Genomic DNA, 21,107 nt, shown 5'->3' with positions numbered 1-21,107 from the left:
AGAGCCCCACAGGACGCGGAGATCGAGGTGTCCGGCGGGCCGGAGTCCGGGGACGATCTGCCCGCCCTCCCTGTGGACACGCCCGCGGCGGCAAGCACCCGAGTCACCATCGCCCCGCACGGCACAACACCGAGTGAACACTGTTGTGATCGCCCGGCCGCGCAGGGCCTGAAGACAGCATCACACCGTGTGCGTCATACGGCACTCGAACGCTAAGCTACGCTGCGACAGTCGGCTCATCATCTTTCCATGACCGCTCCGTGGTTTCCGAGTTCACAGGAGACTGAGTGCCTCCCCAACCCAAGCCGCAGGACCCCTCGCTCCTGGACGGGGCCTCCTCCCGCTTCGCCGATGCGTTCGTCCGGCGCACGACGAAGTCCTCACAAGGCACCAACCCACGCCCTCGGCCGTGGAAGTGGCTGGTCGCCGCCGGTGCCCTCACCGCGGTAGCGGTCCTGGTCGTCTTCGCCGTCGCCAACCTCCCGTCCGACTCGGCCGACAAGAAGAAGACCACAGCGTCCGACGTCCTCTCACCGGCCGCCTCGACTCCCGCATCGCACAACCCCGCGTCCACGCCGGGCAAGTCGGACGGTGGCAGGGCTGCCGCGCCCGGCACCGGCGGTTCGGGCGGCGGCGGCCCCTACGGCCTGCCGGTCACGAAGGAATCCGGTGGCACCGGTGGCGACGTCGCGGACCCGCCGGAAGCCGCGGCCCCGCCGTCGGCCCCGGCCGGCACCGGTCCCGCGTCCGGATCGGGTTCGGCCCCGGGCGGCTCCAACGGTGGTTCGTCCTCGGGCGATTCGACCGACACGAAACCGCAGAACAGCACCCAGCGGGATCAGTCGGACGTGGCGCCGGGCGTCTCCGTCTACAGTCACGACAGCGGTCGCTGCATCTCCGCGCCGGCCGCCAAGGACGGCACCCGCCTGCAGATCTGGGACTGCGACGGCAGCTCCTCCCAGAAGATCGACTTCCGTTCCGACGGCACGGCCCGGATGTACGGCCTCTGCATGGACCTGGCGGGCGCCTCCGACGGCAGCGGCACCCCCGTCCAGCTCGCCCGGTGCAACGGCGGCTGGGCCCAGAAGTTCAAGGTGAACAAGTCCCACGACCTGGTGAACACCGTGATCGGCAAGTGCGTCGACATCACCGACAAGCACACCGCCAACGGCACAAAACTCCAGCTCTGGACCTGCTACGGCACCGACAACCAGAAGTGGAGCAAGCGCTGACCCGGCGCCCCACCCCCTACCCGGCCCTCACACGATCGGAACGCAGACGTGAACCTCGACGGCGGCCCCGGCCTTCAGAGACTCCTCGACAACACCCGGCAGCTCCAGCAGGACCTGGCCCGTGCCCAGGAGGCGTTCAGTGCGCTGACCGTGCAGGGCACGGCAGGGGGCGGCGCGGTGAAGGCCACGGTCGACAGCAACGGCGTACTCACCGATCTGCGGATCACTCCGGCCGTGGCCGCCCCGGACAACGCCCAGGGCCTGGCCGACCTGGTCCTATCCGCCGTACGGGAGGCCCAGCGGGCGCTGGCGGTGCGGCATGAGGAGCACTTCGTGCCGCTGCTGAAGTCACTCGACTCCCAGCTCGGCAACTTCCCCGGCTGATCGGCCGCGGCCTCGCACGGCAGCGCGTCATCACGACGCCGGGGCCGCCCTGGACCTGCCACGGTCCGGGCGGCCCCGGCGTTTTCGCGCCGGGGGCCTTTCCTCAGACCACGTGCTTCAGGTTCCCGCCCAGCACCAGTTCGCAGAAGCGGGCCGCTCCGCCGCCTGCCTCGGCGGCCAGCAGCCGCGGGTCCGGTTTGATCACCCGCGCCTGCGGATCGAGGTCGATCGACATCACGATGCCCTGTGCGGTCTGCGGCGCCCGGGTCACCTGAGCCGTGGACTGCTCCAACCAGCGGATCTCACCCATGATGTTCATCGCCCACACCTGGTCGCCGGGGACCGCGCCCAGGACGAGCGAGCGGGCGCCGGGACCCGCCTCCAGCAGCAGTCGTTCCAGTCGTGCCACCTCCTCGGCCACCGGCCCCTGCCACGTCCGTTTGGCCAGCGCGATGCGTTCGCGGTAGCCGAGCGGTCCGGTGGACACCGTGCCCATGGGGTCGAGGGGCGCCTGTTCGGCCTGCCGCCGGTGCCGGGCGGCCCGGACCTCCGCCTGCTCGGCGAGTCGGCCGACGACCCGCCGGCGCGTCTCGTCCTTCGTGGTGGTCGCGTAGGCGCGGGCTCGGTCCGCCAGCCGATCGAGCGCCTGCGCGCGAAGGGCGTGGTCGTCGGCGTCGATCCGCCCGTACTCGTTCAGCAACCGGTCGAGATCCGCCACCCGCGACAGCGACCGGAGGCCGGACGCCGCCGGATGCGTGGTCTGCTGACGGAACCGCTCCGGGTCGAGAAGATCGGCCTGCTCGACGCTCTCCGCCTCCTCGGTGAGCGCCGCTGCCTCGGTGAGCGCCGCTGCCTCGGCGGGCTCGGCCCTGTCGTCGGTCACCGGCGCGTCGGTCGCCGTGTGTTCCTCGGCCAACGGCAGGGTGACCACGCGGCCCACGTGTCCGACGGGGACGAGATACACCCGTGCATCGTCCGCCGTCAGGCGGTACCGAACCGGATCGGCCGGCAGCGCCGCCCGCAGTTCGTCCCAGTTCAGTACCCGGCCGATCCAGCCGTGATCGCCCCGCAGTACGAACCCCTGCTCGTGCAGGAAGTCGTCTCCGAACCGCGTCCAGTCACCGGTGAGCACGGAACCGTCCGGCAGCACCAGCGTCCCTGCTGTGCCCACCTCGTACCGGTACGACCGCGAGGTGTGCGGATACGGACGGCTGAAGGAACGGAACTCCTCCACTGCCTTGCCGCCGGGTGCTTCCGGACCCGTGAGCACATGTTCCTGCTCCCGCTCCAGCAGCCCGAACCGCGGCGCCATGACCGTGATGCCACGCCCGGCCTCCCAGCCCTCGGCCCGCGGATCGAGGCCGTGCTCGCGAGAGCCGCCCTGGAGGGCGGTGGTCACGACGGGCGCGTGCTGCTCCACGGTCGACAGTGTGGCGAGGCCCGTCCGTTCGTGGTCCAGCAGCTCCACCAGGGTCCGGACCTCGGGCTCGGTGAGCCGCTCGGTCGCGCGCGACCGGAGCGACCTCACACCCCGCTCGATCTCCGCCGCGCTGGTGGACATGGTCCGTACGGCGGGAACCAGTTCGTCCAGCGCCTCGGCGACGCGCTCCGGCAACTCTCGTCCGGAGAGGATTCCGACGGCCCGGCCCACCTGTGCGGCCAGCATCGCCAGTTCCGCGGCCTTGGTGTCCATCTCCGCCAGGGCCGCTTCGACGCCCACGTCGGCGAGCCCGGCCGCACGGTCGGTCAGCGAGTAGGGAACTCCGAAGTTCGAGGCGACGTCCAACGTCTCGTGGAGCGTGTGGTACGCCAGCTTCTCCCGGTGGTCGTAGTGCAGGCGCCAGAACGCGAAGATGCCCCACGCCTCCGCGGCGATCTCGTGCCGGGACGCGCCTGCCCATCGGGCCAGCTTGAACATCCGCATGGCGGTGTTCGACTGTCCCGCCCACACGGGAATGCGCAGCGTGCGCGCCAGGATCGTGGACGGAGCGTGCTCGTCCCGCGTCGAGGGGTGCTTCGTGCCGTCCTTGAGAACGTTCTGCGCGCGGTGCGCCGAGGAATGGGTGCGCCGGCCGTCCGCGCCGACGAGGACCGTGGTCTGTTGGTCGTGCAGGGTGTCCTCGGGCAGCAGTCCGCTGCCGTACGTCTGCGGGTAGTGGGAACTCTCCTTGAAGTACTCCATGAGGTCGTGCAGGACCATCATCTTGTCGCGGAAGCCGAACCCCGCGGGGTCCCGCAGGACGCCCGCCATGCCACCCCGGTCCCCCACCGTCGTCGCCAGGTGCGCCGAGTCCTCCGGCAGGTTCCGCCTGTTGAAGTGCCTGAGATAGGCGCCCAGTGGCGTGCCGTCGGCGTGCGAGACGCCAGCTTCCATCTCGGCGAGCATCCGCTGCCCGTCGGGAAGGCCCCGGACGTGCGTGTGGATTCGGGTCAGCAACACGTCCAGGAGCGGCTCGACACGACCCTCGGACTCCACCCGGAGGGCGAGTTCCTTCTCCGCGTGCCGGTTCGGCTTAGCCGCGAGCCACCCCATCACACCGCGGGCCAGGTCGGAGTAGGTGTCGACCTTGATGTCCTGCCGCTTCGCACCGAAGTCCGGGTGCCTGCCGACGCTTCTGCTCAGCAGGTCGTGGTGGCCTCGGTGCCCGGTGGGCTCCACGATCAGGCGCGACAGCCTCTTGCGGATCCGGTCCCGGTCGGCTCGGAACGCCTGCCACTCCCGCTCGTCGAGGAGATCGCGGCGGTACTCCTTCTCCAGGCTTCGCTCGATGTGTCTGACGAGATCGGCAAGGTGTTTCCGCTGCTCGCGCAGCACATCTGCGGGGAGCGTGGCTATCTCGTCGCGGAGCTCCTCGATCTCCTCGGCCGGATCGACGATGGGTCCCGCGGGACGGGAGCGCATGCCGAACCAGCCCGAGACCCAGCTGCGGACCGACGGCGCCTGTGTGGGGGCGTTCGCCTGCTTGATCCGCAGGTCGAGCTGGGCACGCAGGTGCTCCAGGTTCCGTTCGAGGCCCTCCTCCAGATCCCTCGCCGTCTCCCGGAAGTCCCTGGTCAGGTCGTGGCCGCCGACGGTGACGGCACCGCCGGGGAGTTTCTCGCGGCTGGTGCCCAGCTGTTCGGAGAGATCTGCCGCGAGGGTGCGGGCCGATGCCTCGTCGCCCCGCAGCAGCTCGGCCGCGACGGTGGCGGTCGCCACGCGGTACGTGTCCGCCGCCTCGCGCACCACCCGCTCGGAACCGAACACCACGGCCGGCGATCCCAGCAGCTGCCCGGACCGCTCCATGAGGGCGAGGAACCGCGAGGCCGGCAGCTCGCTCAGCTGTGCCGGGAGCAAGGGGTCGTCCCGGCCGGAGAGGTCGCCCAGCCCCACCTCCTCCATGCGGCGCTCGGCCGCGTCGAACCGGGACAGGGCGCTGTCCAGCACCTGGGCGTGAGCGGCGGCGGAACGGGTGTCCGCCGACGCACCGGCACCGTGGATCCGCTCGCGGAGGGCGACCTCGCGGGTGAACGCCTCGGCCAGACCTTGCGCCGCCCCGGCGAACTCCTCCATGGCGTCCAGCCGTTCGGCCGGTGCACTGCGGGCGAGCGTGTCGCCCATGGCCGCGGCCCGCGCGAGGCGCACCTGCCGGAGCGTCGGCCGCCCGGCGCCGGGCTCCGGGACGGCGGTCCGGGCGGTGCGCGGGACCGCGGCGAGGTAGGCGTCGCCCCGCCGGTGGACGGTCACCTCGGGGAGGGTCGCGGAGGTGTCGTCGACGGCTCCCGGGTACGACGTGTGGGTGCCGTTCTCCTCGACGACGGTCAGGTTCACGGCCAGGGTCAGCGCGGTCGCCCGGGCGGCCGCGTTGGCCGTCTCCGCGTTCCAGCCTCGCGCCGTGCGCAGGTTCCGGCGGACCAGTCCCCGGGTCTCCTGCGAGGTCAGCCGGGAGCGCAGCGCCTGGGGCAGTCGCCCGCCGTCGGCCGACATCCGCTCGCGGATCCGCTCCCGCAGGCCCGGTTCGCCCCGGAAGGCCCGCTCCAGTGCCGCGGCCACTTCGCTGGTGTGGAAGACGGCCTGCGGGTCGAGGCCGAGACCGGCCGGGATGTGCGCACTGCGGGCGACCTGTGCGGCCAGGCGCGCAGGGTCGCCGGTCCGGCTTCCCCTGGCCGCGAGGACTGCCGCGTAGAACCCGTTGCCGTCGCCCTCGGGCCGGTGCAGGTCGAAGAGCTCGCGTCGGCCGTCGGGCTCGGTGACCGTGATGCTGCGATGATCGGACGCGGCGTCGAAGTACCGGTGTCGCACGGAGTCTTCGCTGCCCTGCCCTCGCTGCCAGGGTGCGTCGGAGTGCGCGGGCCGTGTCTCGCCTTCCTGTCCGGCGGCTGTCGCCACCGTGGACGGTTCCCCCTTCGGAGCCTCCCCCTTCACAGTCGCCGCGTTCGGGGGCTGCGCGTTCGGGTCCTGCGTCATGGCTGCCGGGGCCTTGCGGCTCGCCAGTTCGGGGGCGGCGGGTGACGTGAAGACCGCCTGGGACGGTGCCGGGGTGTCCTTGAGCCGACTCCGCCCCTGCGGGGTGCCGTTGAGCTGGTGCCAGTTCGTCAGGCGGTCGGTGGCCTCGCGTACCTCGGCGTAGGTGACCGCGAGAGCGTCGGCGTGGGCCCGGAGGGCCTCCAAGTCCTCCTTGACCTCGGTCAGCCGCTGCTCCGCCACCGCCCGCTCCACCTGCGCCCGGGCCAACTCGATCCGCCCGTCGCGCACCTCGGTCCAGCCCTCGTGGGAGGGTTCGGCGAACGGGTCCTCCCGCTCCAGGGCGTCGAGGGCCGCGCGGGCGTCCTCGACGGACAGCACGGGCAGCGGGTCGCCGCCGCGGAGTCCGGCCAGGGTGCGTTCGGCGGCGGCCAGCGCGGTCTCGCGCTCGAAGCCGTCACCGCGGCGCAGGTTCCAGTAGGTCTCGTCGGCGGTCGTCCAGGCCTTCTCCGCGTCGGCCACCGCATCCCAGGACGCGGACACCTCGGCCGGGAAGCGGGTGTCGTCGATCAGGCCGAGCTGCCGGGCGACGTCCTCGCGCACCCAGGCGAGCACCTCGGCCTCGGTCTCCACCGCCTGCGGCAGCCGCTGCGGATTGCCGAAGGCGCTGCGGACGAACCGGGCCGGGGTGCTGTCCTTGACGTGGTGCCGCACATGGGCGACGGACATCCACGTGGTGGGGATGGCGAACAGGAACGTCCGGGTCTTGTCCGGCTTGATGTTCACCGACGCGAGCTGCTCGCCGGTCTGGCCCGAGGCCGCCGAGTCGAGCCCCTGCGCCCCCGACCCGCTGCCGATCTGGTTGGTGCCGAGCGCCGGGGAGGTGGTCGTCGGACCGGCGTGCAGGACGTGCTCGGCCGCTCCCGCCCGGTCGGCGGACGCCCCCGCGCCGTGCGTGCTGCGGTGGGCGTGCTCGAACTTCGCGCCGTCCGTGACGGTCAGCAGCCGCGCCCCGGACAGGTGCGGCTTGGAGTACAGGGTGAGGCTGCCGTCCGCGCCGCCCCAGAAGCCGCGGTCGGTGAGCCCCGCGACCTGATAGCCGTCCGGCGTCAGCGTTTGCCCGTAGAACGCGGCCAGCGCACCGTTGGACGTGCCGTCCTCCAGGCTCTGGGCCGGTCCGGAGCCGGCCCGGGTCAGAGGCGTGTCCTGGGCCCGCGTCAGCAGGTCGGGACCGGGCGGACCGTGGGCGGGCAACGGCAGGGACGCGTCGTAGGCGGCGCCCAGCGCCAGCGTGTTGGCGGTGTGCAGCCCCTCCAGCCCGACGATGCCGCGTACGGCGAAGCCCTGCTCGGGCATCTCGAACGGCTTGGTCCGCGGGTCGCTGCCCGGGTGCGTGACTTCGTGCCAGCCGCCCGCGCCGAACGCCCGCGGCAGCTCGGCCCGGTGGGGCTGCGCGTGCTCGTCCAGCTCCGGCGGCGCCAGCGGATCGGGGCGGTCGGCCGTCGCCGCTCCGGCGGCCTGCCCGTCGGTCAGCTGCGGGTCGGGGCGCATCAGGCTCATCGGCAGGTGTTCGACGAGCCGTCCTACGTTCTGCTGGACGGAAACGCTGTGCTTGCGCCGCCCCGTCCACGTCCGCCACCAGTCGCCGGCCGCGTCAGGCACCCGCTCCGCGCCGCCGCGCCGCGCCGGTGCCGGGGTGACGGGTGCGGAGTCCGTGATCTCCAGGTCGAGCTTCAGCTCGTACTGTGTGGCGTACTCGCCGTGGGCCTGGGAGATCGCCACCGTCGAGATGTCGACGGTGCCCTCGCTCCGCGTCTGCGCCCGGGTCTGCGTCGAGGAGCCCGTCTGCGTGTACGAGGGTCCCGCCATCGGGACCGCGGTGTCACCGGTGTGGGCGCCCTCGGTCACGGCGATGCCGATCATCCGGCCCGTGCTGCGCCCCTCGGCGCGCTGGACGGACTCCACGGCGTGGCGGGCCTCTTCCAGCTCCACGCTGTGGCCCAGGCCGCCGAAGCCGTCCGGGGTGGCACGCACGGGTACGAGCTGGGCCCGCAGCCTCACTTGGCGGTGGCCGACCCAGGTCTCGGCCCACTCCGCCCCCCAGCGGCCGATGCGGGCGGGCACGGAGGCGCCGGTGCCGCCGCTCATCTCCTTGCCGACGGCCCGCATCACGCGCCCGGAGACGAGCCGGCGCAGTTGCTCCCGGTCCTGTGTGGTGAGCCCCAGGGGCGCCAGTTGCTCCTCGAACCGCTTCAGTGCCGCCGCCGTGTTGAGCGGGTTGACCGGCCAGCCGCCGAACGCGCCGCGCAGCCAGGGGAACGGCGACCACGAACGCCGCTTGTACAGGGGTACGTCGCCGAAGGCGTCCTTGAGGGCCCCGAGACGGTGGGCGTTCTTCTCCGGGACGTGTACCAGGAGGCCGTCGGGGACGACGACCCTGCTCCCTGCGGCCGAGGCCAGGGACGCCGGCATGTGGAGGACGCGGTGCGCCCAGGTGCCCAGCCGGTCGGAGGCGGCCGCGAACTCGTGCAGGAGCGAGGCGGCCACCAGTACGTGGCGCCCGCTGTCCCTGCGGGTGACCTCGGACACCGCGGAGCGCTGCACCGTGACCGACGTGGACAGGTCCCTCCGGTAGGGGCTGAGGACCAGGCCGTAATTGCCGGTGACGCCCGTTCCCGCGTCGTGGGTCCTGCGGAAGCCCATTTGGCCGCCGAAGAACAGGGTGTGGGTGCGGGCGCTGCGGCCGGACGCCTGAAGGGTGCCGCCGACCACGGAGTCGGAGTTGATCGTCTCCGCCCGGGTCAGTGCGGTCAGGCCCGGCAGGACGGTCGTGCGGTGGGCGAGCCACGTCGAACGGTTCAGGTACGGCGCCGCCGCCCACAGCTCCGGCGCCCGCCAGCCCATGGGGGTGGAGGCCTGGTCGTGGTTGGCCCGCAGCGTCTTGCTGTCGGTGAGCTGGATCGCCGCGTCGTGGACCGGGGCGCCCTTCCGGCCGGCCGTCCACGAACGCCCGGTGGCCTTGTCGAGCGTCGTCTCCAGTGCCCGCGTCATCTCGGGGCCGGACGTGACGGAGACCGTCTGGTGCGGATGCGACGCCAGCACGGAGGCCTCCCGGCCGGCCGCGTCCTCCAGCGCCCTGCCCGTCCCCAGGGCCAGGTCGAGGGCCTCCTGCCGGGTCATCTCCGGCGCCGTCCCAGGGACGTCCTGCGGCCGCGCGCCGGATTCGGTCCGTGCGGTGGTGGCGGACCCGGCGGCCGGGGCGTGCTCGACCGGGACGCTCAGCAGCACTCTGCCCAGTCCCGCCGACTCCTCCGTGCCCGGCCGGGGGGTGAACAGGGGGCTCTCCGGCTCGCCGAACACGAAGGGCTGGGTGCCCAGCACGTTGAGGAGCACCAGGCCCCGCATCCACCGGCGGGGGCGGGAGTAGCCGCCGCGCTTGGCGTCGAGGCGCAGGTCGTAGCTGTAGAGGTGGGAGCCGGCGGTGTTGTACGACATCTGCTCGTTGGCCGCGGACATGCCGTAGCCGCTCTCGGAGTCGGTGCGCCCACCCGCGCGGACGCCGGCCGAGAGGGTTCCGGTCTGGAGTACGCCGCCCAGGTCGCTGGGGGTCGTGTCGCTCAGCGAGAGCATGCCCTCCACCCCCACCTGGCCGCCGCGGGAACCGCTGCGCTGGCCGCCGACGACCTCGGTGCCGGGAGCGCTGAAGCGCACCCGTAGGTCCTGCTGGTCCCCCTCGTAGCGCCGTCCGGTCAGCTTGGCGTCGATCCACACGTAGCGGTGGCCGCGGGAGAGCGTGGCCGACTCCACAAGGTCGATGCGGAGCCCGGTGGTCATCATCGTCTCGACGTTCGTCGCCAGGCTGTGGTGGGCGAGCTGGTTGTAGATCTCCAGGGTGTTGTTCAGCACCGTCTTGAAGTGGTCGGCACCGCGCCAGCGGGGGTTGTCCGGGTTCAGCTCGCGCAGGGGGGCGACGAGGTCCGGATAGGCCCTGCCGACCTCCTTGAGCACGGCGTCGGCGAAGTGTTCGGGGAACGTCACCGTCCTGCCGTCGACGACCTTGCTGACGGTTCCGTCGGTGAAGGTGAACTCCTCGACCCGGCTCATGCCGAGCGTCGTCGGATCGTTCTCCGTCAGATAGCGCGGCGCCCGCGGTTCCGGCGTCGTCCGCTCGGGCGCCTTGTCCAGTCCCGCCAGTCGGCGGGCCTCGGTACGGGTGATCCGTTCGATGGCGTAGGTGTCGAAGACCCGGGTGGCCGGTTCCTCGCTCCAGTTCCGCGGCGCGTGCTTGCGCAGCCTGCCGGGACGGCCCCCCTCGCCCGGCCCGGGCCTGAGCGGCGCGGCCTGCTTGTTCGGCGGCGCGGTGACCGTGACCTTCTTGTGCACCAGGTACAGGCCGGTGTCGGTGGTCTTGGCCTGCCCGGCGATCTTCACCGCGGCGGTCCCGCCCGAGACGGTGCCGCGGTTGCGCGCGGCGGCGTAGCGGGCGGTCAGTCCGGCCTGCGCCCGCAGGTTGAGCGCGCCGCCGTCCAGGTCGAACAACTGGAAGGCGGGGCCCAGCACGGCGCCGACGTCGACGGTCCGCGCCTTGCCGACCTGCCGTTCGTTGCGCGAGGTGCTCTGCGCGATGTCGCGCAGCTCCGCCGCCTTCGTCTCGCTGATCAGCACCGCTTCGCCGGACTCGACCCGCACGGAGAACACGCCGAGCAGGTCGGCGCCGTGCGTGCCGCCGAGCAGCGGCGGGGTGAACACGGGACCGGAGTTCAGTACGCGGGACATCGCGTGGAAGCCGCTGGTGGAGAAGAACGCGCCGATCCGTTCCGCGGCCACGGTGTCCGGGCCCACACCGGCCTGCTCGACCACCCAGTCGTGGATGTGGCCCACGGGACCGAAGTCCTCGGTGCTCACCAGCCGGTAGCGGGCGTCGCCCGTCATGGTCATGCGTTCCGGCAGCTCGCCCGCGGGAGGTGCGCCGCTGGTCATCGAGTCGGGGATGCGCACCGTGAGGCCGTCGCGCACGGCGAAGCCGAACCCGGCCGCCTGCCGGATCGTGTCGCCGTCGGTGATCGCCTTGCCGTTCAGGTCGACGGGCCGGCCGCGCTGGTCGTGGACCGAGAACTCGTACCAGACGTCGTCGACATGAAGGTGCGAGGCGTCCGAGGCGCGGGACTCGGTCTGGTTGATCACCTGGCGCTGCTGGTTGTACTTCACCTGCTTGCCGAAGTTGACCTGCGCGTGCAGCCGGGCCCACGGTGACAGGAACGACTTGAGGGGGCCGAGGGGCACGCTCGGGGACAGACCGAAGGAGGTGCCGTTGGCCTTGACCTGTCCACCGGTCGTGGTCGACCGGCGCATGACGTCGTTCTTGACCGGGTTCGCGTAGCCGAAGGTGAACCGTTCCCATGTGCCGTAGGGCCGGGCGGTGACCCGCAGGACGCGGGCCCCGCCGTTCGCCGTCCGGTAGCCGAACGTCTTGCCGTCGCCGAAGAACCCCCGTGCGTCGTCGCGCAGGGCGCGGCTCACCTGCTCCAACAGGACGGGGGTGCCCTGCTTCTGTCCCTTGGGCAGCGCGGGACGGGTGCTCTCCCGGGTCGCCAGCTCCCGGCCCAGCTCGCCCACGACCTGGTCGATGCCACGCAGTTGGGGGTTGCTCTGGCCGAAGGCGAACGAGCGGCGTACGACGTCCGGCGGCAGTTCGGTGAGCCGGGTGCCGACGCCCTCGGCCATCTGAACGGGCAGCCGGGTGCCGTCGCTGAACTTCACCGGACCCGTGGTGATGGGCGCGGGCGGCAGCTCGCGGTCGAGCCGCGGCGGCCGGCGTTCTTCCAGGTCCACGCCGATCGTCGCGGGCCGGGTGGTGGCCGTGGGGGGCTCGGGGGCGGCGCCGGCCTTCTCCTCCAGCTCGGGGACGGTCTCCAAGGGGGTGGAGCCGAGCAGGCGTTCCGGGACCCCGGCCGGGGCGGTGACATCGGCGGCGGTGCCGTCGTGCAGGGGGTGACCGGGGACGCCCTCGGTGGTCGGCAGGAACGACACCGCCCGCTCGGGCGGGTGGACGGGGGTGCCCGACTGACCGTCCAGGAACACGACACCGTCGCGGTCGTGCAGCACGTTCACGACGTGGTCGATTCGGCCGCTCGCGCGCTCGACGACCGCCATGCCCCGTGCTCCGACGGGCGCGGCCGACATCGCCTCCACGATCTCCGTCACGTCGTGCACCGGATCCGGCACCCGGTCCAGGTAGTTCGCCAGGTAGTTGTGCAGGCCAGAGGTCTCGTCCTCGGGCTGCCGCACGCCGCCCGGCCGGGACGGAGCCGCCTGGTGCGTCGCGCCCTCCCGCAGCGACAGGTCCACGGCGATGGCGGTGAGGACGCAGTTCGTCCCGAACTCGGCGCCTCGTTCCCGGTACGGGTTGACGTCCTCCAGCCACGCGTACGCGGCCCGCAGTTCCTCGTGCGGCCGGACCGGATCCGAATCGCCCGAGGCACCCAACTGCCTCGAGGTGTAGGCGGTGACGAACTCGGCCACCGCGGTCCGCGTCTCGCGGACCAGCGCCGCGAGGATGTTCATTACCTCGGGGTCGGCCTTCTGAAGCCGCCCGAGCACCTCGAACGTGCTCTTGATCAGAGCACTCTCCGCGTCCCCACCGTCCCTCTGGACCTGTGCGACAGCGCTCTTGAAGATCTCCCCGTTCTTCGGATTGACCGGAACGTCCTTCAGGGCACCGCCCCCGTGGACACCGTGGAAGGCCACCGCCGCCAGGCCGTTCCCGGTGACCTCGACGGACGGGTGGTAGGTCGTGAGGTAGTGCTGGACCTGATCGGCCCACGTCCGCTTGTGCCCGTGACTCTGCGTCAACCGGTCCAGCGTCTGCACGGAGCCGTCGACGCCGTCACCGATGCGTTCGGAATCGGTCACCAAGGCCAGAGAGGAGTCGAAGACGACCTTCCTGCGGGTCTCTTCGGCCCCGAGTCGGCTCAATTGCCTGTTCCGCAGGACCGAATCGAAGAACCGGCGGCCCTCCACCGCTCCGTAGTCGAAGTTCGACCGATTCGAACCTTCACCGAAGTGAACACTGTTCTCCAGCCCGCTCCCGCTGATCTGGACGAACATGTTCGGTTCCGGGAAATACACGCTGCGCGGGTCGATTGTGGCCATCGCGTTCCGCACCGCCAGATCCATACGCCCGGCGGCGACGACGGCGTCGGATCCATTGACGCGATAGCCGCCGCTCACCACGTCCGGGAACATGTCGTCGGTCGCCTGGATCTTCTCCGCGAACGTGTCGAACAGCGGATGTCCGTCGACGTTCATCGACTGCACGTCGGCATCGCCGACATGCAGATAGACAGCCTCGTTGTGCCCCGCGAGATCGTCGATCAGCGCCGTCGAGAGCCGGTCACGGACCACGGCCTCGCGGATCGCACCGTAGGGAATCTCCTTCTGCGCCCCCTGAGCCCGCAGGCTCTCCTTCGGCTGAACCCAGGTGAAACCGATCACCGAGACCGGGAAGGTCCCCTTCCCCTCCCAGTACCGGCGGAACTCCTCGACCTTTGCCTGCACGGCGGCGGCGTCCGCCTCGCGCCCGTTGAGGCCGATCACCAGACCGAAACGCCCCAGCAGGGGACTGCCGTCCCGGAAACCCTCCGCGTACCTGTCCGCGAGGGCCACCAGGTCGACGCCCTTCGTCGCCGGGACCGTGGCCACGAAACCGAACGTCCCGTTCCCACGCTCCGCACCGGCGAACTTCGCCAGACCGTCGTACTCCGCGACCGGGGTCAGACCGTAGTAGTCCGCGACCGGGGCGAACTCCTTGGCTCCCTCGAATCGAGGCGCCAGGGAGGCGGGCCGGCCACCCGCCGCCGACGTCCCTGCCGGGGACTGCGCCGCCGCCGACATCTTGGCCTTCGCCGCCTTGCCGACGGGCGCCTTCTGCCCCGCCGCCGCACCGCGCCCGTTCGGCTTGGCACCGCCTGGCCTGAGGTCGCTCCCCAGTCCCGCCACGTGCCGCGCGGTCCTCTCCACCCGCGCCCGGAGGTCCAGGTGCGCGAAGGTGTCCCCGACCGATCCCAGCTCCCGGTATGCCTCGATCACCCGCTCGGCGTCGACGGGCTCGTGCCCGAGCCGCGTCAGCCGCCGGTTGACCCGCTGGGTCAGGTCCGCGTCCAGATCCAGCACGCGGGCGACGCCGGGGCCGGCGTACCACCGGCCGAGTCCGGCGTGCCGCTCTCCGGTGAGGGTCATGACGAACTGGGCGAAGGAGTCGGCGTTCATCAGCGAACGCCTGCCCAGGGCGTACCAGTTGTGCTGCTTCGCCGGGAGGACCGATTCGTCCGCCCCGGTGTAGGTCAACGGATCGCGGGCCTGCCGGTTCTCCAGCCTGGGGGCGCCGAGAGCGTCCTCGACCCGCTCCATCTCGTAGCTGCTGTACTGGTAGTCGTCCGTCCCGGCGTACCGGTGCGTGGCCTCGTGGACGAGGGTCCACGCCAGGTCCCAGTCCTTGTCGTTCGCCTTGGTGAGGTGGATGGGGCCCTTGCGTGCGAAAACTGGTGCGATCTCGTCGCGCTGCATCCGGTGGGGGTCCAGGAGACGGCCCGTCACGTCCCGGGCGACCGGATCGACCCAGCCCACCGCGCCGGCCTTCTCCGCCAGTGCCGCGGCCAGGTGGTACGAGGTCCTGCCCACCAGGGTGACGGCCGCCGTGCCGGAGTCGAGTCCGGCGCCCACCCGCTCCAGCACCTGGGCGAGGTGGGCGAGGAAGGGGGCGGCCTCCTGGGGTGTCGCCCGCTGGAACAGCGGGAAGCTGCTCGTCAGCGCGTCGAGCAGCGCCCCCTGCGGAGCACCGTCGACGGCGCGCAGCTCCCGCAGGGCCAGTTCGACCCGCCGCTTGGTGTCGGGCAGCACCCGGCGCACCGTGTTGGCCCAGCGGTCGGGCGCCGCGATCTCGCCGAGCGTCGAGATCTTGACGTTTCCGCTGCCGTAGGCGCGGTCCGTCACCTCGTCGAACTGGTCGCCGTGCTCCCGGTGGCCGGGCCCGAGCCCCAGTTGTTCCGAGGTGGCGGTACGGGACGGATTGCGGACGTCCCGCCACAGGCCACCGCCCTGCTGCCCGGTGTGGGTGTGCGGCAAGGCCGTACGGTCGTACCTCCACACGGTGACCGGGACGTGGACATCCTCGGTGACCGTCGGGTCGGCGGCCTGCGGGGGCTGCTGCGGCACCGGGGTCCGCCGCTCCGTGTCGACCCGGCGGCCGTCCCGGACCAGCCGGGCGGCCAGTTCCCGGGCGGCCCCGGGGCCGTTGCGGTGCAACTCCCAGCCGATGTCGGCCAGCTCCCGAAGTCGCTCCCGCTGCCGCATGCCGGGGACCCAGGATCCCTCGGACTGCCGGATGTGGAAGGCCTCGCGCGTCGCGTCCAGCGGCAGTCCGTGCAGCAGGGGCTCGTCCTCGTAGGCCTCCCGCAGGGCCTGGTCGAGGGTCACCTGTTCCCGCTCGGGCTCCAGTACGCGGCCCGAACTGGCCGAACCCTGGACGAACTCGGGTTCTTCTTCCATCTGGTCCTGTGCGACGCCCTTGCCCTTGCCGACGACCGTGGTGTCGTCCGCCCACGTCCGCGGGGGCTGCTGCTCGACGTCGTCGCGTACCCCTCCCGGACGAGCGGTGTGGGGCAGGCCCGCGAGACGGGTGGCGACCGCTTCCGCGCGAAAGACGCTGTTGCCCCGGGAGAAGGCCGTTCCACGCGAGGATTCCAGGCTCCGGTGGGCCTGGTGCACCCGCCAGGCCGACACCCTTTCCCGGCCCATGGCGGTGAGCAGGTCGTTCACCGAGTGGACGAAGAGATCGTCCACGTCGGGGTTCCGGGGCCCTCCGTAAAGGGTGTCGGCGATCCGGTTCGCCCGGTCGGCCGGCGGCCCGTTGCGTACGGCGTCGTCCAGTCCGTCGTAGGCGTCCCGGACCCGGAGGTCGAAGAACGCCTCCTCCCTGACGCCCCGGGGCAGCCGGTTCTGGATCTGCCTGCCCAGTTCCGTCTGCTCGTCGTGCGGCAGCCGTTGCCAGGCGCTGGCGCCGGTCACGGCGGCGGTCTCCTCACGCAAGCCCTTGATCCAGTCTTCCAGCCGGGGAGCGACCAGAGCGTCCAGGATGCTCCGGACCAGCGGGAGGAACCTCTCGACCTGCTTGCGGTCCTTCTCCAGGCGAGTCCTGGCGTGGTATTCCGCCTCTCCGGTGATGCGCAGGTCGCCGCGCTCCGCCGCGAACCGGTCGGCGAGACTCCGCAGGACGGTGAAGTCCTGAGCCCGGCCCAGCCGGTCGATCTCGCGCCCGATCTGCCCGCGCACCGAGGTCGCGAGGTCGGAGACGGTCTTCGCCACCGTGCCCTTCGGCTTGGCGCCCAGGGCGCGGTTGATCTCGATGTTCACGGTGGACAGGACGCTGTTCAGCTCTGTGCGCGCCTTGCGCTGGTACGACGCGGCAGTCGTCCGCGGGTTCTCCGGAGCCGATTCGCCGCGCAACTGTTCGATCCAGTCCTGGCCGGGCCGGTTGACGAACTGGTCGACCATCCGCTCGGCGTGGTCGCGCCGCGCCGTGACCGCCGCCTTGGTCTTCTCCGTGGTGGCCCACGAGGCGGCCTCGGCGGCGGCCCGCGCGACCTGCTCCTCCAGGTCGGTCTTCAGCGCGGCCCGCCCGTTCGAGAACGTGTCCGCGAGGCCGCGCAGTGCGTCGAACGTCGTGGGCGTGCCGAGCCGGTCGATCTCGCCCTGGATGTGCGCGGCGATCCGGTCGTGCAGTGCGCGCAGCATCCCGGTGTCCGGGCCCTGGGGCCGCACGCCCTCGATGTTGCGCAGCGCCTGCGGCAGGTCCCAGTCGTGCAGTTCGCTGTGGACCAGGCTCTGGTAGGCGGTCTTCGTGTACGTCAGCTCGTGGCCCGGTTCGGTGTGCACCGCGCGGCTGCGGACGCGGGCCAGGGTCGTCGTGGTGTCCGTCGCCCCCGTGTGGGTCTCCTGGCTGACGAACTCCCAGCCGTCCCTGCCGTACGCCATCACGTTGGCGACCTCGAAGAGCTGCCCTTGCGTGACGCCCCCGTAGTACTCGCCCGCGCCGTACCAGTCCGTCGGCCGCTGCTCCCTGCGGAACACCACCGGGGCCGGCATCTTGGTGTCCGGTGACTGGTAGTGCCACACCGTGATCCGGCCCTCCCGCGCCGAGGGCGTGACGGCGTAGGCGCAGCCGTTCATCGTCGGCGTCAGCACCAGGCGGGGGTCGGACAGGCCGGGATGTGCCGGCACGTCCGCGTGACCGACGTTGTCCGCGTAGTCCTCCGAGCCGCGCGTCAGGTAGGGCACGAAGACGGCGTTCACGTACTCGCCCTCGGGCCTTGGGGCGGGCAGGACCGTGTCCTCGCTGAAGGAGAAGCGGTCGGCGCCGTAGTGCCCGACGTACCACTCGACCGCCGGGGCCAGCGTGAACACGGCCTTGCCCGCGGTGTCCACGCCCTGCTGCGACAGGACGAAGCGGTGCTCCGACAGGTGCCCCGCGCGGCCCGGCGAAATCGACAGGGCACTGATGAAGTCGTCCAGGTCCTTCGGTGCCAGACCCGGGGCATGGGTCTCGAGACCGGTCTTCATGTCCAGGGACAGCACGTGCGTGGCGAGGAACGACTTGGGGTCGGCGCTCAGGTGCGCCTCCGGATGTGCGGAGTGCGCCGGCGCAGCGGTCTGCGTCGCGCCCGACGGATCTGCGGACCGACCGGCGGTCGAGGTGGCCGCCTGCTCGGAGCTGCCACCGAACAGGCCCGTTCGGTCGCCGTGTTCGGACAGCCGTCCGGCCAGGTCCCAGGCGGCTTCGGCACCGTGCAGGTGCAGCTCGCGGCCGATGCGGCCCAGCTGGTGCAGACGGGTGGGCCGCTCCGCGCCGGCGACGGCGGGATCGGTGTGCTCCTGGATACGGAAGGCGTCACGCAGTTCGCCCGGTGTCAGGTCGCGCAGCAGAGGATCCCGCGTCTGCAGCTCGCGAAGGGCCCGTTCCTGGTCGAAGCCGTCCTCCGGCCCCTCGGTGCCCTCCTGCACGCCGGAGTCCTGGCCGCGGTCCACGGTTTTGCCCTTGTCCACCGTGCGCGCTGCCGTGGTCTCGGGCCGGTCCTGCCGGGGCGCCCCCAGGATGTGGTCGGCGATGGCCTCCACCTGCGCGGGGACCGACAGGGACGTGAACGCCTCGCCGGTCTCCGACGCCAGCTGCCACGCCGCGTCGCCGACCTCCTCGTAGGACACGGGCCGGCCGGCCCTCGTACCCAGCTCGTCGTTGACCGCCTCGGTCAGACGCTCGCTCTCGGTCACGAAGTCCGCCACGACCGCGGCGCGTTCGGCGAGTGTCGACTGCGGGGTGAGGATGCCGACGTTCAGCAGGTCCTCGTGAGCCCGGTCGAGCCGGTCGGCCGGGAGATCCTCGATGCCGCGTTCCGCCAGGATGCCCCGGATGGTCTCCGCCGGCTCGGCCGGATCGACGGACGGGACCGGGCGGTGCGGGGCCGCCGTCGGCCTGCCGAAGTTCTCGTCCAGGGTCCGTGCGACGACGAGGTCCGCCCGCTGGGCGGGCGTGAGGTCCTGGAACTCGGTGCCGAACTGCTCGAACAGCTCCTGGTGCACCTGGTGGATCCGCTGGTTGTCGGGATAGCGGTCCGTGTACCGCAGCAGCGTTTGACTCGCGGCCTTCCGCATCTGCTCCTGGGAGCGCAGCATCTCGTCGGCGACCAGCGTCGCCAGCGTCTTCGCCGGGAGCTTCACGACGTCGGGACGCTGTTCCAGCAGGTGCTGGTGGGCATGCTCCGCCTGGGCCCGGGTGCCGGTGAACTCCGAGGACCGCCGGACGATGCGGCCCACCTCGGCGGGCAGGTCGAAAGGCTGTGCGTCGTCCTGGCGAAGTGCCTGCGCGGGCTGCCGCGTTCTCTGCTGTTGCTCCGAGGCGTGGGCACTCGCGTCGGGTGTGCGGCCGCTCCCGGGCGCGCCGGCCGCGTCCCGGTCCACGGTGACCTGCGTCTGCGCGGCCGTCTCCGTCCGCGTGGGCGTTTGTGTCCGCGGGCGAGAGGGAGCCGGTGCGTCGCCCGCGGCGTCGTGTGCGGGGGCGGGTGTCCGGTGCTCGGGGGCAGCGTTGCCGTCCGCGGAGGCGGGCCGGTCCGGGGTGTCCGGGCGGGCGGCCGGGCGGCCCTCGGCGGACGGGACCCGATCCGCGCGCCAGTCCCGGAAGGCCGGGTAGGACCAGCTCCGCAGCTCGGGCACGAAGTCGCCGTCGCGCAGGTCGTCGAGGCGGGCCTGGAAGCCGTCCTCGCCGCGCGACTCGTGCGACAGCCAGGCCGAGGTCCGGTGCCCCTCGGGGGCGAACAGTTCGTCGTACCGGGTGACGCGCTCCGTGCGGAAGTCGTTGCCGAGTCTGCTGAGGGTGTCCTCGTGCAGGGGGAGGGCCTCGGTGCTGCCGGGGTGGCCCGCGATCTCGTGGAAGGCGTGCGCGGCCTCGCCGACGACGGCCTGGAGGTCGCCCTCGTGCCGGATGCGGTCGGGCAGCGACGTACGCAGGTCGTCGCGGGCGCCGGACCACTCCGCGGCGGTCTCCCCGGCCTTCGCCGGGCTGTCCAGCCGCTCGTCGAAGTGCCGCTGGGCAGTGGCCCGTACGGCGTCGAGGTACTCGGCGACCACGCGCTCGCGGCCGCCCTCGCCGAAGCGGCCGAGGAAGTCCTCGCCCAGCTGGGACAGGTGGTTCTGCGCGAAGGCGGTCTCCTCGGCCACCCGGCCCCGGACGAAGTGCTCCTTGGCGATACGGCCGGGGAGTTCGTCGATCGCCCGGCTCGTCCTCAGGTCCCACAGCGCGCGGGGGCCGGCTCCGTCGCCGTGGCGGAAGACGAGGTCGTGGTCGGTGCGCAGGTCGTACTCGAAGTCCTGGCGCACCTTGGCCACGAAGTCCTCGGACAGCGCGTCGCGGCCCCGCGAGTTCCACCGGATGACGTCGTCGAACTGCTCGCCGGTCGCGGTGCGGATGTCCCGCTCCCGGGATGCGATGGCCCCGAGGTCGTCGGACACGCCCTCCAGGAGGGCGTCGATCCGGCGGCCGGTGCGGGCGGGCAGTCCCCCGCCGGTCTCCCCGTGGTGCGGGTACTGGTCGAGGATCCCGTCGAGCTGGGCCTCCTTGGTGAGGTAGTACTGCTCCAGCACGTTGTAGTCGTGCGACCGGTCACGGAAGGGGTCGGCGGGCGCGGTGGTGCCGTCGTCGGGGTGGCCGTACAGCTTGCTGTCGTCCTTGACGAATCGGTTGAGGTCCTTGTCGAAGACCGACTTGGTGGGCGCGTGCTGGAAGTCCGGCAGCAGTTCCCCGTCACCGAACCGGTTCGCCTTGTAGGAGTCGATCCGTTCCTTGACGACAGCGGCGAACCTCTCCTTCTGGTCGGCGCGCACGACGTACTTGTGGGCGCTCGCCCCGGCGTCGTGGACGATGCGGTCGAACGCCTCGGAGGAGACGCGTCCGGTGCTCTCGACCTCGGCCCGGAACTGCTGGGTGATGTCGTGGCGCCACTGCCAGTGGGCGTTGCGCATCTGGTGCCCGTCCCGGGCGATGCGCGTGCCGCCGAACACGTTGTTCTCGACGAACGTGTCGTACGCCTTGTTCCACGAGGCGGTGAGTTCCTCCCCGCGGAACTCCAGCCGGGCTTCGGCCTCGACGACGGGCAGGGTGCGCTCGTTCTGCTCCTGCCGGTAGGTGTGCCACTGCTGCTCGGGCGTCGCGCCGCCGTCGGGGGCGGGGGTGAGCGGGCCCTGGTGGCCGCGCGCGTCCGGTGCGGCACGGTCGGGTCGGGCGGGTACGGCGGCGGCCTCGTGGCCGGGCTCGACGGGACGCGCGCCGCGGTGCGCGGCTCCCTGGGGTCCGTCGTGGGCCGTGGTGCCCGATCCCGCTTCGTGGTGGGCGGCCGCTGGAGCCTCGGAGGCGGACGAGGACACGGAGTCCGGCCTGCGGACGGGGGCCGCGGGGGTTTCGACGCTCGCCGCCGGCCGCACCGGCGTGCCCTGCGCGGGAC

The 21,107-nt window shown here is 72.1% G+C and carries 3 protein-coding genes; 2 read left to right on the top strand and 1 reads right to left on the bottom strand.

From position 1 onward, the window contains the following. Window positions 1-287 precede the first annotated feature (287 nt). Complete coding sequence (locus BZZ08_RS02025; protein ID WP_104630383.1) at window positions 288-1,232, top strand: RICIN domain-containing protein; 945 nt, start codon at window positions 288-290, stop codon at window positions 1,230-1,232. Window positions 1,233-1,280: 48 nt separating this feature from the next. Further along, a complete protein-coding gene (locus tag BZZ08_RS02020; protein WP_104630382.1) occupies window positions 1,281-1,616 on the top strand; it encodes a YbaB/EbfC family nucleoid-associated protein in 336 nt (111 codons plus the stop codon). A gap of 103 nt (window positions 1,617-1,719) precedes the next feature. On the opposite strand, the gene BZZ08_RS38700 is transcribed toward BZZ08_RS02020, so the two are convergent. Beyond that, window positions 1,720-21,030 carry a toxin glutamine deamidase domain-containing protein gene (locus tag BZZ08_RS38700; protein ID WP_206749085.1) on the bottom strand — a complete coding sequence of 6,437 codons (19,311 nt, stop codon included), beginning with the start codon at window positions 21,028-21,030 and terminating at the stop codon, window positions 1,720-1,722. Between the last annotated feature and the right edge of the window lie 77 nt (window positions 21,031-21,107).

The sequence above is a fragment of the Streptomyces sp. MH60 genome, from assembly GCF_002939385.1.
Classification (GTDB): Bacteria; Actinomycetota; Actinomycetes; order Streptomycetales; family Streptomycetaceae; genus Streptomyces.
The sequence above is the reverse complement of the archived record's forward strand: the minus strand, read 5'-3'. Positions and strand labels throughout refer to the sequence as shown.